Annotated in this window: 14 protein-coding genes; 2 read left to right on the top strand and 12 right to left on the bottom strand. The window is 54.9% G+C overall.

The window, feature by feature from the left end; translation table 11 throughout:
- The first annotated feature begins 166 nt into the window (after window positions 1-166).
- Both gshA and rmf read left to right on the top strand, forming a co-directional pair.
- Window positions 167-1762, top strand: coding sequence for a glutamate--cysteine ligase (gene gshA / locus ACN0UH_RS08630; protein WP_417661668.1), 1596 nt, complete (start codon window positions 167-169; stop codon window positions 1760-1762).
- Window positions 1763-1921: 159 nt separating this feature from the next.
- On the top strand, window positions 1922-2128 hold the full coding sequence (gene rmf / locus ACN0UH_RS08625) for a ribosome modulation factor (RefSeq protein ID WP_417661667.1): 207 nt from the start codon (window positions 1922-1924) through the stop codon (window positions 2126-2128).
- A gap of 252 nt (window positions 2129-2380) precedes the next feature.
- On the opposite strand, the gene ACN0UH_RS08620 is transcribed toward rmf, so the two are convergent.
- From ACN0UH_RS08620 to ACN0UH_RS08565, 12 genes are all read right to left on the bottom strand, one after another.
- Window positions 2381-4186 (bottom strand): phenylacyl-CoA dehydrogenase, encoded by a 1806-nt coding sequence (locus tag ACN0UH_RS08620; RefSeq protein ID WP_417661666.1) that lies wholly within the window; start codon window positions 4184-4186, stop codon window positions 2381-2383.
- A gap of 473 nt (window positions 4187-4659) precedes the next feature.
- Window positions 4660-4944: a hypothetical protein gene (locus tag ACN0UH_RS08615; protein WP_417661665.1), complete on the bottom strand. Its 285-nt coding sequence runs from the start codon at window positions 4942-4944 to the stop codon at window positions 4660-4662.
- Between the two features lie 90 nt (window positions 4945-5034).
- Entirely contained in the window at window positions 5035-5724 is a 690-nt protein-coding gene (gene bioD, locus ACN0UH_RS08610; protein ID WP_417661664.1) for a dethiobiotin synthase, read from the bottom strand.
- Window positions 5721-6536 (bottom strand): malonyl-ACP O-methyltransferase BioC, encoded by an 816-nt coding sequence (gene bioC, locus ACN0UH_RS08605; protein WP_417661663.1) that lies wholly within the window; start codon window positions 6534-6536, stop codon window positions 5721-5723. The genes bioD and bioC overlap by 4 nt, the downstream gene beginning before the upstream one ends.
- Window positions 6529-7260 (bottom strand): alpha/beta fold hydrolase, encoded by a 732-nt coding sequence (locus ACN0UH_RS08600; protein ID WP_417661662.1) that lies wholly within the window; start codon window positions 7258-7260, stop codon window positions 6529-6531. Before ACN0UH_RS08600 ends, bioC begins: the two co-directional genes overlap by 8 nt.
- Window positions 7253-8425, bottom strand: a complete 1173-nt coding sequence (gene bioF / locus ACN0UH_RS08595; protein WP_417661661.1) for an 8-amino-7-oxononanoate synthase — start codon at window positions 8423-8425, stop codon at window positions 7253-7255. Before bioF ends, ACN0UH_RS08600 begins: the two co-directional genes overlap by 8 nt.
- 94 nt (window positions 8426-8519) lie before the next feature.
- Window positions 8520-9575: a biotin synthase BioB gene (gene bioB, locus ACN0UH_RS08590; protein ID WP_417661660.1), complete on the bottom strand. Its 1056-nt coding sequence runs from the start codon at window positions 9573-9575 to the stop codon at window positions 8520-8522.
- A gap of 241 nt (window positions 9576-9816) precedes the next feature.
- Complete coding sequence (locus ACN0UH_RS08585) at window positions 9817-11163, bottom strand: purine-cytosine permease family protein (RefSeq protein ID WP_417661659.1); 1347 nt, start codon at window positions 11161-11163, stop codon at window positions 9817-9819.
- Between the two features lie 97 nt (window positions 11164-11260).
- Window positions 11261-12244 carry a biotin-dependent carboxyltransferase family protein gene (locus tag ACN0UH_RS08580; RefSeq protein ID WP_417661658.1) on the bottom strand — a complete coding sequence of 328 codons (984 nt, stop codon included), beginning with the start codon at window positions 12242-12244 and terminating at the stop codon, window positions 11261-11263.
- Entirely contained in the window at window positions 12234-13115 is an 882-nt protein-coding gene (locus ACN0UH_RS08575; RefSeq protein ID WP_417661657.1) for a 5-oxoprolinase subunit B family protein, read from the bottom strand. Before ACN0UH_RS08575 ends, ACN0UH_RS08580 begins: the two co-directional genes overlap by 11 nt.
- A gap of 1 nt (window position 13116) precedes the next feature.
- Complete coding sequence (locus tag ACN0UH_RS08570; protein WP_417661656.1) at window positions 13117-14505, bottom strand: acetyl-CoA carboxylase biotin carboxylase subunit; 1389 nt, start codon at window positions 14503-14505, stop codon at window positions 13117-13119.
- A 10-nt stretch (window positions 14506-14515) separates the two neighbouring features.
- Window positions 14516-14764 carry an acetyl-CoA carboxylase gene (locus ACN0UH_RS08565; RefSeq protein ID WP_417661655.1) on the bottom strand — a complete coding sequence of 83 codons (249 nt, stop codon included), beginning with the start codon at window positions 14762-14764 and terminating at the stop codon, window positions 14516-14518.
- Window positions 14765-14802 lie beyond the last annotated feature (38 nt).

Genomic DNA, 14802 nt, shown 5'->3' with positions numbered 1-14802 from the left:
ACAGCCTAGCTGGTCATTGTCGCAGCAACCTGATTGGTGTCACCGTGACAATGATCGGCCACTTAATTTAACGCTAGGCTGTGGTCAGGCAAATTGCTGACACCCCCTTGCAGACTGTTCAGCGTGCCCCCATATTGGCTCGACTGATGGGTGAAGGAATTCGACTTTGAGCAATTTGTTATCCCGCCGCGTGGCACTGCTTGGCGAGCCAAACCACCTTTCGCTGCTGACTCAGTGCCTGCATGGCATCGAGCGCGAGTGCCTGCGGGTTGATAGCGATGGCCAACTTGCACTGACGCCACACCCCAAAGCACTGGGTTCTGCCTTGACGCACCCGCAGATCACCACCGATTATTCCGAGGCGCTGCTGGAGTTCATCACCCCAGCAGAAGCAGACCCGGCACGCACCCTCGCGAGCCTGGAACAAACTCATCGCTACACCTATAGCAAGCTGGATGGCGAGTACCTGTGGAGCCCGTCAATGCCCTGCGCATTGCCAGCTGAAGAGGTTATCCCGATCGCTCAATATGGCGATTCCCATATTGGTAAGCTGAAGTACGTTTACCGCCAGGGTTTGGCCCTGCGCTACGGCAAGACCATGCAGTGCATTGCCGGCATCCATTACAACTTCTCTTTACCCGATCAACTTTGGCCGCTGCTGCAAAGCCTCGACCTCAACAACCGCTGCGCGCGGGATTATCAGTCAGTCAGCTACATCGCGATGATTCGCAATTTCCGCCGCTACAGCTGGCTATTGATGTACCTGTTCGGTGCCTCTCCGGCGCTGGACATTGGCTTTATGCGGGGCAGCGCGCACAAGCTCCAGCAACTCGATGCCGACACCCTGTATCTGCCTTACGCAACCAGCTTACGCATGAGCGACCTGGGCTATCAAAGCAATGCCCAAGCAGAGTTAACCCCCTGCTACAACGACCTCACCAGCTACACCGACAGCCTACGCCAAGCGGTTGGCACACCTTATCTGCCCTATGTTGAAATCGGCACGCGCAGCGCCAATGGCGACTGGCTGCAACTCAACACCAACATTTTGCAGATTGAAAACGAGTACTACTCAAGCATTCGCCCTAAACGTGTGACCTACAGCGGTGAGCGGCCCATTCAGGCACTGGTTGCCCGTGGCGTGCAGTACATCGAAGTACGCTGTCTGGATATCAACCCGTTCTTACCGATGGGTATCGACCTTAAGCAAGCACAGTTCCTCGATGCGTTTTTGCTTTACTGCGCGTTGCAGGAAAGCCCGGCGCTTGAAAGCGACGAATGCATGGCCTGCACTGAAAACTTCCTCAAGGTAGTCAAGGAAGGTCGCCGCCCTGGCCTGCATTTACAACGTGCAGACAAGCAAGTCGAACTCAAAACCTGGGCCGATGAACTGCTCGACGAAATCCAGCAAATGGCCGACCTGCTCGACCACAGCAATGGCGGTGTTGAGCACAACCAAGCACTGCAAGCTCAACGTGAAAAAGTTGCCGATGTCAGGCTGACGCCATCCGCACAAGTGCTGGAGCACCTGCAACAAGGCGAAAGCTTTGCCCAGTTCTCTCTGCGCCAAAGCAAGCTGCACGCCGACTATTTCAACAGCCAGCCATTAAGTGCTGAGCAAAATGCAGCTCTTGAGCAGGCAAGCGCACAGTCTTTGCGTGAGCAGGCAGAGATTGAAAGTCATCAACAAGGCGACTTCGATACTTTTGTCTCCGCCTACCAAGCCAGCATTCTTGGCCACGACCAGCCGCTATCAAGTTGAGCAATTAACTAGGTCATCTGCTGTGCAAACAGAGCTGCCAGCAGATGGAGGCCCACGTCACAAAAACAACCAGCGGAGTAAAAGGCGAGACCAGCGGCTCAGTTATAGGTGCTCAACCCGGCTAGCATAGACACTAGTCGAATTAATTGAGCAGTTCTCATGGCGGCAGACTCGCAAACCGAACAACATCAGGATTGGAGCCTTGAGAATCTCAACAAGGCCTACCAACAAGGCTATATGGCTGGCCTAACCGGACAGCCCAAGGCCCCGCTCCAGCAAACAGCTGAAGTGCTCAGTGCGGCTTGGGAAGCGGGTTGGGATGATGGCCACGAGCAATATGATCTGGTTAAACGAGAATCCGCATAACGGCTTGCGTAGGCAAAGCCCCCCAATACCTACACACCTCCAAAGCTCGGCCGCAGCGCCAGCTAAAAAAGCCTCCTGACTCAAATTCTGCGCGCCTCGCGATTGAGTTCGCGCACCCAACCCGCTGACGACCTGCAAAAAACAAAACACCCTGCGTAGGCAAAGCCCGCGCAGGGTGTTTTGGTGGCCACGCTGGATTAACCCAACGGTTTAAGTGGCGCCATGAATGTCGAACGCTAGCGTCCGGGCTACTTAGTAACCCAGCGCAAAGTTCTCTTCATCCATATCCATCAGGTTGTTAGCGCCCGACAGCATTGTTTCTACGTGAGTGCGAGTACGCGGCAAAATACGTGCGAAGTAGAAGCGCGCAGTCTGCAACTTGGCCTTGTAGAAGGCTTCTTCGCTGGTGCCAGCTGCCAGCTTCTCAGCGGCCAGACGAGCGATATCAGCCCAGAAGTAAGCCAGGCAGGCGTAGCCGCTGTACATCAGGTAATCAACCGATGCTGCACCGACTTCTTCGCGATCTTTCATCGCAGCCATACCGACCTTCATGGTCACATCAGCCCACTCTTTGTTCAGCTTGGCCAGCGGCGCAACGAACTCAGAGATTGCTTCGTTGCCTTCGTTAGCCTGGCAGAACTTGTGCACGATCTTGGTGAAGCCCTTGAGTGCTTCGCCCTGAGTCATCAGCACCTTGCGCCCCAACAGATCGAGCGCCTGGATACCGGTGGTGCCTTCGTACAACATCGAAATACGGCTGTCGCGAACGTTCTGCTCCATGCCCCATTCGGCGATAAAGCCGTGGCCGCCGTAGATCTGCACGCCGTGGTTAGCCGCTTCGAAGCCAACTTCGGTCATGAATGCTTTGGCAATCGGCGTCAGGAAGGCCAGCAGCGCATCGGCTTGCTTCTTCTCTTCAGCGTCCTGGCTGTACTTGACGATATCGACTTGCTTGGCAGTGAAGTAAACCATTGCGCGGTTGCCTTCGGCGAACGCTTTCATGGTCAACAACATGCGACGTACGTCAGGGTGAACGATGATCGGGTCAGCTGCTTTGTCCGGCGCTTTCGGGCCAGTCAGTGCGCGCATTTGCAAGCGTTCACGGGCGTACTTAAGACCGCCCTGGAAACCTGCTTCAGCGTGAGCCAAGCCCTGCAGAGCAGTACCCAGACGCGCAGTGTTCATAAAGGTGAACATACAGTTCAGGCCTTTATTGGCTGGGCCGATCAGGTAACCAGTGGCGCCATCGAAGTTCATCACACAGGTCGCGTTACCGTGGATGCCCATCTTGTGCTCCAGCGAGCCACAACTCACTGCGTTGCGCTCACCGATACCGCCGTCAGCGTTCGGCATGAACTTAGGCACGATAAACAGCGAAATACCTTTAGTACCTGCTGGCGCATCTGGCAGACGTGCAAGCACGATGTGGACGATGTTATCGGCCATGTCGTGTTCACCAGCCGAGATGAAAATCTTGGTGCCGGAAACTTTGTAAGAACCGTCAGCCTGTGGCTCAGCCTTGGTGCGCAGCATGCCAAGGTCAGTACCACAATGAGGCTCGGTCAAGCACATGGTGCCAGTCCACTCACCAGTAACCAGCTTGGTCAGGTAAGTGTGCTGTTGTTCTTCTGTGCCGTGCTCAGAGATGGTGTTCATCGCACCGTGCGACAAACCTGGGTACATGCCCCACGACCAGTTGGAGGTGCCGATCATTTCGCTGATAGCCAGACCCAGCGACTCAGGCAGGCCTTGGCCGCCGTGGTCTACATCATGAGACAGGCTTGGCCAGCCGCCTTCGACGTACTGTTTGTAGGCTTCTTTAAAGCCAGTCGGCGTCTTGACGCCCTCTTCGCTCCAGGTACAGCCTTCGATGTCACCCACACGGTTCAACGGAGACAGCACCTGCTCACAAAACTTGGCGCCTTCTTCAAGAATGGCACTGACCATGTCTGGCGTTGCATCTTCGCAGCCAGGCAGGCTCTGATAATGCGCTTCGTAGCCGAGCAGTTCGTCACGTACGAAACGAATATCACGCAAGGGGGCCTTGTAATCAGGCATAGCTAATAACCTCTGCGGTGGTCGGTATGGGTGACCGAATAGTTGTTTGAACCGGGAATTCCCGAATGCTTGAAGGTTGCTACAAAACAACAATCAAACAGGTGTTTGAAACATACGTTTACGCCTACTCATTGTCAAGCGTGCTTTGAGCCACCGACAAACGGTACGCAATGTCATGTCCTCAGCTCAAAGCCTTATGCTTGAGCATTTCCACAATTATTTGTGATCGGCGGAAACACCTTGAAATCAGACGGCACACTACCGCTGGTCTAAATCGTACCTGGCTGCGAAGGCGCCAGCTAAATGAGCGACACGGCCTTTACCCATCAATAAATAGCACCACAGAGCAGTAGTAAGACGGATAAATATTGCAGGCAATAGCTGGCAGGCAACGCAAAAAACATTGCGCTGCGACAACACAGAGATTGGAGTAGTTGGGGTTTAGCAGTCAGACTGAGGAGTGAAAACGGGGGTCAGGCGCGGGTATCGATCAAAGTCCCAAGTACAGCATCTGCTGTTTCGAGTACACGCGCACCGGCTTGGGCTTGATACTGGCCAAGGCGCAATTCAATCAGATTGTTGGTGATTTCAGGTGTCCCTGCTTGTGTGGCATTGGTCGCCTCAGCTTGTTGCCCTGTACGGGCTGGCTGAGTTGCCGCGCCACTGGCGATGCCTTGAGCGGCTCGATCGACACGCTGCTGCCCCGACTGGATTGTCGCGAGACCGGCGTTAAAGGCGCTGCCCGATATGGCATTCATCTATTTCGCTCCAGCTCAGGGTTGCACAAGGCCTTTATTAAAACAGAAATGCCTGCAATTCGATAATAGCTTTTTGCCATAGCACCGTAGTCAAACATCAATTCCCAGCAAACTAATATCCAGACAAGCAGCAACCGCAGCTGCAGTTGCTGACTTCAATCGCGGCACATAGCCCAAGCATGGCGCAGGTAAGCGCTCAGCCAGAGTGGCAAGGTTCTCCTCCAGGCGCGAGGTCTTTGGATCAATGACGTTGGCCACCCAACCGACCAGCTCCAAGCCATCTGCAGCAATGGCTTCAGCAGTAAGGACCGCATGATTGATGCACCCAAGGCGCACCCCAACCACCATGATTACTGGCAGTTTCAAACTTACCACCAAATCAGATATCGACGCCTGGCCCGACAGCGGCACGCGCCAGCCGCCTGCGCCTTCAACCACCGTGAAATCAGCAGCTTTATCCAGCACGCCCTGCACAGATTCCTGCAGCCTCTCGACATTCAACACCACGCCTGCCTCACGCGCAGCCAAGTGCGGCGCTATCGCGGGCGCAAACGCCAGCGGGTTGACCTCTTGGTAAGTCAGCTCGACTGAACACTGCTCAAGCAGAGCCAGCGCATCTTCATTGCGCAGCCCCTCTGCAGTTTTCGCACAACCCGATGCAACCGGCTTTGCCGCAGCAGTCGACATTCCCGCTTCTCTCGCTGCGTAAAGCAGGCCCGCGGCAATGGTAGTCTTACCGATCTCGGTATCAGTACCCGTGATGAAGAACGCGCAGCTCATGGGCTAATCCTTTTTTGTAAAACACCGTATACAACTTGATAGGTTGCAGGCAGACCCTGTGCTTGGCGCTCGCGCTCGTAGGCTTGCACCAGGGCACGCATGCGCGCCCGCCCGGTCAAACCGACCGGCCTGCCGGAATTGAGATTGTGTGCACCCAGCGCTTTGAGCTCGTGGGTCAGACTGCGTAAGTCTGGGTAATACAAAACTTCTGGCTGGGTATCCAGTGTCACCACCTGTAAACCACTGGCGGCGCACAGCGCTTGATAGTCTTCAAAGTGGCGAAAGCGGTTAACGTGAACAAAACCGTCCACCGCACGCCAGCTGTCACGTAATTCGCGCAAGGTTCCAACACACAAACTGCTGAACGCAAAGGTGCCGCCCGGACGCAGCACCCGCTGCGCCTCGGCCAATACTGAACTGAATGAATCACACCATTGCAGGGCCAGGCTAGAAAAAATCAGCCCGCAAGATTCAGCCCGCAATGGCAAGCGCTCAGCATCACCGGCAATAAACTGCTCGGCGCCGCCCAGCGGACGGGCGTGCTGCAACATACCTTCGGCGATATCCAGAGCAATACCTTGCGCATCACCAAAGCGACTGGCCAAGGCCCGGCTGAAGTGACCTGTACCGCTGCCCAGATCAAGCCAAAGCAGAGGAGAAACCGTCGCTGGCAGACGCTGTAATAGTTGATTACCTACCGCACGCTGCAACGCGGCAACGCTGTCATAACTGGCTGCGGCACGGGAAAAGGATGCGGCCACCTGACGCTTATCCGGCAAGCCCGAATGCTGCTCATCAGCCAAATCAATCATCGCCAGCCTCGTGCAAAAACCCTTGGATCGCGGCAGCAAGCTCGTGCGGGCATTCAAGTGTGAATGCGTGGCTGGCTTGATCAATCAAGCCCACTTCAACATCACCCAACATCGCCAATATATCGCCAGCCACTTCAGCGGGAACCAACGAGTCCTGCCCAGCATAGAGGTGCAATTGCGGGCCGACGAAGCCCTGTAATGCAGCGCGGGTATCCAGACTCGCGAGCAAATCAAGGCTGGCCAGCAGCAGTTCACCACTTTCGTGTGGGGCACCGCCCAACATCAAGCGCGCCATGCCACGTTGATCGGCAGCGCCTTGCGCGCACAAGGCGGAAAAGCGTTTAAGGGTTATCGTCGGATTCTGGGCGCAGCCTTGGCGAAACAGATCAAAGGCCTCTTCGGCCATCGCATGGAGCCAGTCAGTGCTGGCAACAAAGCTCGCATTGCTGGCCAGGGTGATCAATCCCGGGCATTTTTCGGCACGCCGTGCTGCCAGCTCCGCCGCGAGCATTCCGCCGAGCGACCAGCCGCCGAGCCAGGCATCTTCTGGCAAATTGGCGTCGAGTTCGTCGAGCCATTCATCGAGTTCGCTGCTGACCAATAAAGGCAGCGGCTCAACCTGCACATGCAAATGTGGATCAAGCCCACGCAACGCTTCAGCCAGCGGTTCAAGTGGCGCAGTACCTAAACCCCAACCCGGCAATAACACCAAGCGATTACGCATTTAGTTGTTCCTCATCCACGCCACACTCAGCCAGCGCAGCAAGTAATAAATCCACCTGAGCAGTGCTATGCGCTGCCGACAAGGTAACCCGCAAGCGGGCGCTACCTGCAGGCACCGTTGGCGGGCGTATCGCGGTGACCAGAATGCCGCGCTCACGCAACATCTGGGACACGTGCATGGCGCGGCCACTGTCACCAATAACGATAGGCTGAATTGGCGTTGAGCTGTCCATCAACTGCAAGCCAAGAGCTTGTGCGCCATCACGGAATTGCTTGATCAGCGTATTGAGATGCTCCCGGCGCCAATGCTCGCTGCGCAACAGCTCAAGGCTTTTCAAGGTGGCGCAAGCCAGCGCGGGTGGCTGGCTGGTGGTGTAGATATATGGACGAGCGAATTGCACCAGCGTCTCAATCAATTCTTCGCTACCGGCCACAAACGCCCCGGACGTGCCGAACGCCTTGCCTAGCGTGCCGACCAACACCTGCACATCATCAATGCCCAGACCCTGCTGCTCGACAATACCGCCACCGGTTGCCCCCAACGGACCAAAACCGTGAGCGTCATCAACCATGACCCAGGCACTGCGTTTTTTTGCCTCGGCGCACAAGGCTGGCAAATCGGCCTGATCGCCATCCATGCTGAACACGCCATCAGTCACCACCAGGGTATTGCCCACGGCTTTGCCCAAGCGGCACGCGAGGCTGTTGGCATCGTTGTGCAGATACCGTGAAAAGCGTGCATTGCTCAGCAAACCGGCATCGAGCAGGGATGCATGGTTGAGGCGGTCTTCAAGCACCGTATCGCCCTGCCCGACCAAAGCGGTCACCGCGCCAAGGTTGGCCATATAGCCGGTGGTGAACAGCAACGCACGCGGACGCCCGGTGAATTCGGCAAGCGCCTCTTCCAACTGATGATGCGGTGTGCTGTGGCCGATAACCAAATGCGAAGCACCGCCACCGACGCCCCAACGCGAAGCACCAGCCTGCCAGGCTTCAATTACCTGCGGATGACTAGCCAAACCCAAGTAATCATTGGAACAAAATGCAAGCAGCTCGCGACCGTCCACCACAACCTGCGGGCCTTGCGGCGACTCAAGCAGCGGGCGCTGACGATATAGCTGTGCGGCGCGGCGCTCAGCCAAACGACTCGCGAGATCAAAAGACATGGTAATCACCCGTTGCGCGGCCGCTGAAACCAAGCACACGGCCGGGCTTCAGGGCGCAAATCAAGATGACAGCCAGCGGCTGCCAGAGGACAAATCAAACCGCAGCGTTGTTGAACTGCTCACTGCTTTTCTGTTCAACCAGTGCCTGCTCGATAGCCGCTTGATGGACTTCATCGGCGTGCTCTTCGCGCTCTTCTGGCTTGATGCCTAAACGCGCAAACAACTCCATGTCTTTGTTCGCTTGCGGGTTGACTGTGGTCAGCAATTTCTCGCCATAGAAAATCGAGTTGGCCCCCGCAAAGAAGGCCAGCGCCTGCATTTGATCATTCATCGCCTCGCGCCCTGCTGACAAACGCACGTGGGATTTAGGCATCATGATCCGCGCAACGGCGAGGGTGCGGATAAAGTCGAACGGATCGACGTCCTTTTCATTCTCCAGCGGCGTGCCTTTAACCTTGACCAGCATGTTGATGGGCACGGACTCAGGATGCTCCGGCAAATTCGCCAGCTGGATCAACAACCCGGCGCGATCGTCCAGCGACTCGCCCAGCCCCAGAATACCGCCCGAACAAATTTTCATCCCTGCATCACGCACATGCGCCAGCGTCTCTAAACGGTCAGCATAAGTGCGAGTGGTGATGATATTGCCGTAGAACTCTGGCGAGGTATCGAGGTTGTGGTTGTAGTAGTCCAGCCCAGCCTCGGCCAGCGATGCCGTTTGATCTTTATCCAGCTTGCCCAGCGTCATGCAGGTTTCCAGGCCTAGCGCTTTCACGCCTTTGACCATTTCCAGCACGTAAGGCATGTCTTTGGCCGATGGATGCTTCCACGCCGCGCCCATGCAGAAACGAGTTGAGCCAATGGCTTTGGCATCAGCAGCTGCTTGCAGGACTTTCTGAACTTCCAGCAGTTTCTCTTTCTCAAGCCCGGTGTTGTAGTGGCCGGACTGTGGACAATATTTGCAATCTTCCGGACAGGCGCCGGTTTTGATCGACAACAACGTAGAGACCTGCACCCGATTTTGATCGAAATGCGCGCGGTGCACAGTCTGCGCATTGAACAGCAAGTCGTTGAACGGCTGTTCGAACAGCGCCTTAACTTCGGCTAGCGACCAGTCGTGGCGAGTTGCGATGGATGCGGTGGCATTCATGAAGAGTTCCTTCGACGCTCAACTGCGTCTGTTGTCAGGGTTGCGGGCCAAGCGCCGCGAATCAGGCTTCAAGGCATCATAAGTTGTGTTTCGACGCTGTCAACCCAAGACAAGACACAGGTTTACATCTGATCAAAAAACATACGCATCAATTGAACCCATTGCCTCACACGGCGCAAACCTTTGAGCCGGAAACGATAAAGTAGCTGCAGCCGCAATAGACGGCAGAGCAGCATATTCGCTAGGAAGTTCGACTGGTTTCTGGCTGACTCAAAGGCGCTTGTGGAGCGTTGGCAAGTAGCAACCAATATGCGCCGAATGAAATCAAGAAGGTCGCTGGTGCTGAAAGGCTGGACAGTGTCGGATCAGCCAATTGCAATAAAATCATGCCAATAGCCGCTGCGCCAAACCAAGCAATTAACCCGCGCATATTGAAAGAAGGCGTCTGTGCCGGATCTGCCGATTCATCCTGGAGAGAACGTGCCGAGCAGATATGCGCCAAGGCAATTCCGACCCACGCCACCACGAACACACCCTGCCAGGCCAGCGCCTGGAGCAACCAAGAAAATACGTCCGCCAACATCAGGCCATACACCACAGCCCCGACCACAACGGCCCAGACCCAACGTGAATGGCGCAGACCGAACATCAGGGCAAAAAAAGCCTGCATATTCACCGCGCCAAGATAGTAATTCGCAGTATTGATGCGTGTTTGCGTAACCCAAACAAATAACAGTCCCCAAACCCCCATCAACTGCAAGATAGCCAGAACCACACTGACTTCACTCAATGCGCCCTCTTGCGGGATGCTGCTAGCCAGATAGATACCCGCAATACCATTGAGCAAGAAGGTCACCAAATAAAACGGCATACCGAAATTCCAGCGGCCGTGATACTGCGCGTCCTCGGGTTTGCCAAAGCGGGCGTAGTCGAAAGTGAACATCATCAAGATCCAGACGCCCATGTAAGCGACAAAACAATGCCACCAGCCAAACGAACTTGGCTCAGCAGGGCCAAAATCCAACCATTGCGGTTGATAACCGTACTGAGCAATGGATAACGCCACCGCAGCGAGCAGGCCAAGCAGATAAAACGGCAGGAGCACGCCGTTGAATTTATCCAGCCAGTGCTGCACGCTGCCAAATATCAGCGGTACGCTGTACAGCACCACGAGCAAGGCGGCCAAGGCATAACTCAATTCTGGATACAGGTGATTAAGCGCCACAGCAATGACCGACCCTTCAAACACCGCGTAATAAATCGCCGTTGAGAAGAAGATCAGGGTTGCCAGTGATGCGCCGACACTGCCGAAGAGTATTCGTGAGAATGAAGCGACCGTCAGACCGGTACGAATGGCGTAGCGACTTATGACTGCATTGATCAGCCCATAACTCACAACTGATAACAGCATGCCAATAATTGCGTTACGCGCACCAAAATTAAGCGCAAGCGACGCACCGATAACGATATAAAACATCGCGCTACACACAGCCCACCAGGCCATGGTCAACGATGCCTTGCCCATTCGTTGATCCTGTTCAGCGGTGTCTGCCTGCCCCTTTGAATTGGGTTGTGCCATGCCAGCCATGATGTTCTCTCCATAGATTTTATTGTTATTTTTCGGCAACAGTTCAGCGCAGGATGCAGTCTGTAGCGACCGCATCCTGAGCTAACACTTCATATTGCTAAGACTGTGAATTAAAAAAACGCAGCATACGTTCGATTTGCTGGTTGTACTGTTTACGCGCCAACAGGCCTTCTTCAAGTGTTACAGCAACAAAACGCACCTTCTGATTGGGCTGCAGTTGGGCGATACGATTTAAATCAGGGCTGATAACAGTGCCGATCATCGCGTAACCACCGCCAGACACTGCATCACGATGCAGCGCAATGGGCTCTATACCAGCGGGCACCTGAATCGAACCAATCGGATAGCAGGCATCAACAATATTTGAAGGATCAGAGCCAGCGCCGAATGGCTGCTCACGGGCCTCAAAGCCCAATGCCGAGCCGCCCTTGAAGCGGTAACCCATGCGGTCGGCTTCTGAACCGACTGTCCAGATATCGGCAAAAAAGCTTTCTGCGGCCTGCGCCAATAAGCGGTGGTAGTAAAGCCCGGGCACCACCCGCAACTCGACTTCGCCGCCCAACTCAGTCTGCATCGAGCGTGGCAGCGTTGCGCCTTCAACACCCTGACCAGAAGATTGCCCTAGCGGGATCTCGTCACCTGCAATCAAACGTCGCCCGCTGATACCGCCAATGCCGCCCAAGGTATAGGTTGAACGACTACCCAGCACCTCAGGCACATCAATCCCCCCAGCAATGGCTAGATAACCTCTAGCGCCCGCTTTCAAATAATCGAAACTCAATATCTGCCCTTTGCTTACCCTGAATGCGGTATCAAAGGGCATCTCCAGCCCATCGACCCGTGGCGTCATTCGTCCTCCGCTCACGGCGACTAAAGTATCCCTCTGAAACTCCAGTTTAGGGCCCAGTAAAGTGCACTCCAGCACGGCGTCTGTAGGCTGGTTGCCGACCAACAGATTGGCTGCACGCATCGCGTATTGATCCAATGCACCTGCTGGCGGGATACCAAGGTGGTAATAACCTTCTCGACCGGCATCTTGAACAGATGTAGCAAGACCTGGATTCAGAACATTAATCGACATTCAGCACCTCCTGCAGACGCTTTTTGCAGCCATGCGGATCTTGCAGATATTCATCCAGATCGAAACTGACCTGACGTGTGCGCAAGGTAAACGTACCCGCCTCGACCTCTGCCAAAGCCTGATCGTATTCGGTACGCTCCAGCGCTTTGAACTGGACGATATCTCCCGGACGGAAGAACACGATTGAGTCCTGCAAATAATCCAAGCCCTGTTGCGGGTCATAGATTGGCGCAGGCGTAACACCGAACATCTGGTAGCCACCAGCACCCTTTACCGAATAGATGCAGGCGAAGCAGCCACCGTGGCCAAGCGTCTGCTTCGGCGTATCGGTACGTGGGCGCAGATATTTAGGGACTTCAAGCTGCTTTTCCTGCTCGACCATCTGATACATAAACGGCAAACCAACTACAAAACCGACCATCGAAACGAACCAGGGCGAAGCTGTGTGCGCATCAATGAACGCCTGCACGTCGGCATAGTTATTAATCCGCGCGGCGTACTCCAGATCAGTTGCCGAAGGGTCCTGATGCCGGTCACGAAAACGCATCAGGGTTTCATGCGTCCAGGGATCGTTGTAGAGCACCGGAATTTCAATAATTCGCGTCTCGATTTTGCGACCTGCGGTTGCCGACTGTTCAATCTCACGTACAGTTTCAAGCAATGCTTGCGGTTCGATAACGTCAGGATTGAAGCGCACTTGAAACGAGGCATTAGCCAGACAAATATCAAGCACACCGGGAAGCGCAAGCTCTTCAATTGCACGGGTGATCGACATACCGCGAAAGAACGCCTCAAGCGACATTGCCTCACTCACTTCGGCAAATAAATGTTCATCGCCGCCAAAGCTGTAACGAATAGGTTGTGTTTGCATATCAGGCCTCCGCGGCGACTGGCGCCGGTAAAACTGAGCGCTCAGCAAGCAAGCGCTCAAGCGTGCCAGTGTCAAAATCACCAGCGCAGATGCACGTCTCTTCTAGCAGGGAGCGATGCAAGGTCAATGTGGTTGCCATTCCCGTTAATTCAGTGGCTGCCAATGCTTCGCGGGCGCGGGCAAATGCTTGTTCACGGTCAGCTGCATGAACAATTATTTTTGCCAACAACGAGTCGTAATAAGGCGGTACTCGATAACCCTGGAAAATATGGCTCTCGATACGTATCCCTTCACCTTCTGGCCAAGACAACGACTCAACCACGCCAGGACAAGGAAAGAAATTACGTTCAGGGTCTTCAGCATTAATACGCATTTCAAGTGCGACACCGTTGAGACAGATATCACTCTGGCGCAAGGTCAGTGGCTCGCCCCCCGCAATGCGCAGCATCCACTGGACTAAATCAATGCCTGTCACCATCTCGCTGATCGGGTGCTCAACCTGAATACGCGTGTTCATCTCGATAAAAAAGAACTCGCCGCTGTGCGCATCGAACAAATACTCCAGCGTGCCAGCCCCGCAATACCCCAAGGCCTGTACCAGCCTCACTGCGCTGTCGCACAAGCGCAGGCGCTGCTCATTCGATAGCGCTGGCGAAGGTGCCTCCTCGAAGACTTTCTGTCGGCGTCTTTGCAGTGAACACTCACGCTCAAACAAATGCACTGCATGCTCACCATCGCCGAGGACTTGTACTTCGACATGTCGAGCCTGACCAATAAAGCGTTCCAGATAGACCGCTCCAGAGCCAAACGCGGCAAGCGCCTCACGTTGTGCCAAGGGAAACTCACGACTCAACTCATCGCCATCATGGGCAACACGAATCCCGCGCCCACCGCCACCAGCCGAGGCCTTTATCAGCAATGGATAACCAACAGTTTCAGCACACTTCAGCGCATCCTCCAGTGACTCAAGTTCACCTTCAGAACCCGGCACCACAGGTACGCCAGCGGCTTTCGCAGTGCTTCGGGCTTGCGCCTTGTCGCCCATGCGGCGGATGGTTTCGGCATTGGGTCCAACCCAGATCATGCCTGCAGCTACCACTGCATCAGCGAATGCAGCGCTCTCGGAGAGAAATCCATAACCGGGGTGAACTGCATTGGCCTTGGTTTGCTTTGCAGCCTCTAGCAATGCGTCAGCATTTAGATAGCTTTGATCGGCCCGCGCCGGACCGATAATGCAAAACTCATCCGCCAACTGCGCAGCCATCGAGTCGGCATCGGCTTCACTGCAAGCCGCCACAGTAGGAATTCCCAACGATTTTGCAGCACGAATGATACGAACAGCAATTTCGCCTCGGTTGGCCACTAAAAGCTTGGTGATAGCACTCGTCATGCCGCTCTCCTTACTCATCGCTTGCAATCACGGCGAGTAACTGACCGGGTTCGATTGGGTCACCGTCCTCAACATGAAAAGCCACGAGCGTTCCAGTCTTGTCCGCGTGCAACTCGGAGAACTGCTTCATCACCTCGATCAAACCAATTACCGCACCACACTCCACCGCCTCACCGACCTCGATATAGTTGGGTGCATCCGGTGCAGAACGGCGGTAAAAGGTGCCCGGCAAAGGGGAAACTATTGAGTGCTCAGCCATTTCAATTCCTCTTTTTATCGTCTTTATCTGTTATCAAA

The sequence above is a fragment of the Pseudomonas sp. genome (assembly GCF_048265905.1).
In the GTDB taxonomy this organism is placed as follows: domain Bacteria; phylum Pseudomonadota; class Gammaproteobacteria; order Pseudomonadales; family Pseudomonadaceae; genus Aquipseudomonas.
This window is presented reverse-complemented; position numbering and strand designations above follow the sequence as displayed.

Bases quoted from the DNA above. Each gene is read 5' to 3' on its own strand.
- ACN0UH_RS08570 (WP_417661656.1), bottom strand. From the start codon at position 14,505: ATGACGAGTGCTATCACCAAGCTTTTAGTGGCCAACCGAGGCGAAATT.
- bioC (WP_417661663.1), bottom strand. From the start codon at position 6,536: ATGATTGATTTGGCTGATGAGCAGCATTCGGGCTTGCCGGATAAGCGT.
- bioB (WP_417661660.1), bottom strand. From the start codon at position 9,575: ATGAATGCCACCGCATCCATCGCAACTCGCCACGACTGGTCGCTAGCC.
- rmf (WP_417661667.1), top strand. From the start codon at position 1,922: ATGGCGGCAGACTCGCAAACCGAACAACATCAGGATTGGAGCCTTGAG.
- bioF (WP_417661661.1), bottom strand. From the start codon at position 8,425: ATGTCTTTTGATCTCGCGAGTCGTTTGGCTGAGCGCCGCGCCGCACAG.
- ACN0UH_RS08575 (WP_417661657.1), bottom strand. From the start codon at position 13,115: ATGCAAACACAACCTATTCGTTACAGCTTTGGCGGCGATGAACATTTA.
- ACN0UH_RS08580 (WP_417661658.1), bottom strand. From the start codon at position 12,244: ATGTCGATTAATGTTCTGAATCCAGGTCTTGCTACATCTGTTCAAGAT.
- bioD (WP_417661664.1), bottom strand. From the start codon at position 5,724: ATGAGCTGCGCGTTCTTCATCACGGGTACTGATACCGAGATCGGTAAG.
- ACN0UH_RS08565 (WP_417661655.1), bottom strand. From the start codon at position 14,764: ATGGCTGAGCACTCAATAGTTTCCCCTTTGCCGGGCACCTTTTACCGC.
- ACN0UH_RS08620 (WP_417661666.1), bottom strand. From the start codon at position 4,186: ATGCCTGATTACAAGGCCCCCTTGCGTGATATTCGTTTCGTACGTGAC.
- ACN0UH_RS08600 (WP_417661662.1), bottom strand. From the start codon at position 7,260: ATGCGTAATCGCTTGGTGTTATTGCCGGGTTGGGGTTTAGGTACTGCG.
- ACN0UH_RS08615 (WP_417661665.1), bottom strand. From the start codon at position 4,944: ATGAATGCCATATCGGGCAGCGCCTTTAACGCCGGTCTCGCGACAATC.
- ACN0UH_RS08585 (WP_417661659.1), bottom strand. From the start codon at position 11,163: ATGGCTGGCATGGCACAACCCAATTCAAAGGGGCAGGCAGACACCGCT.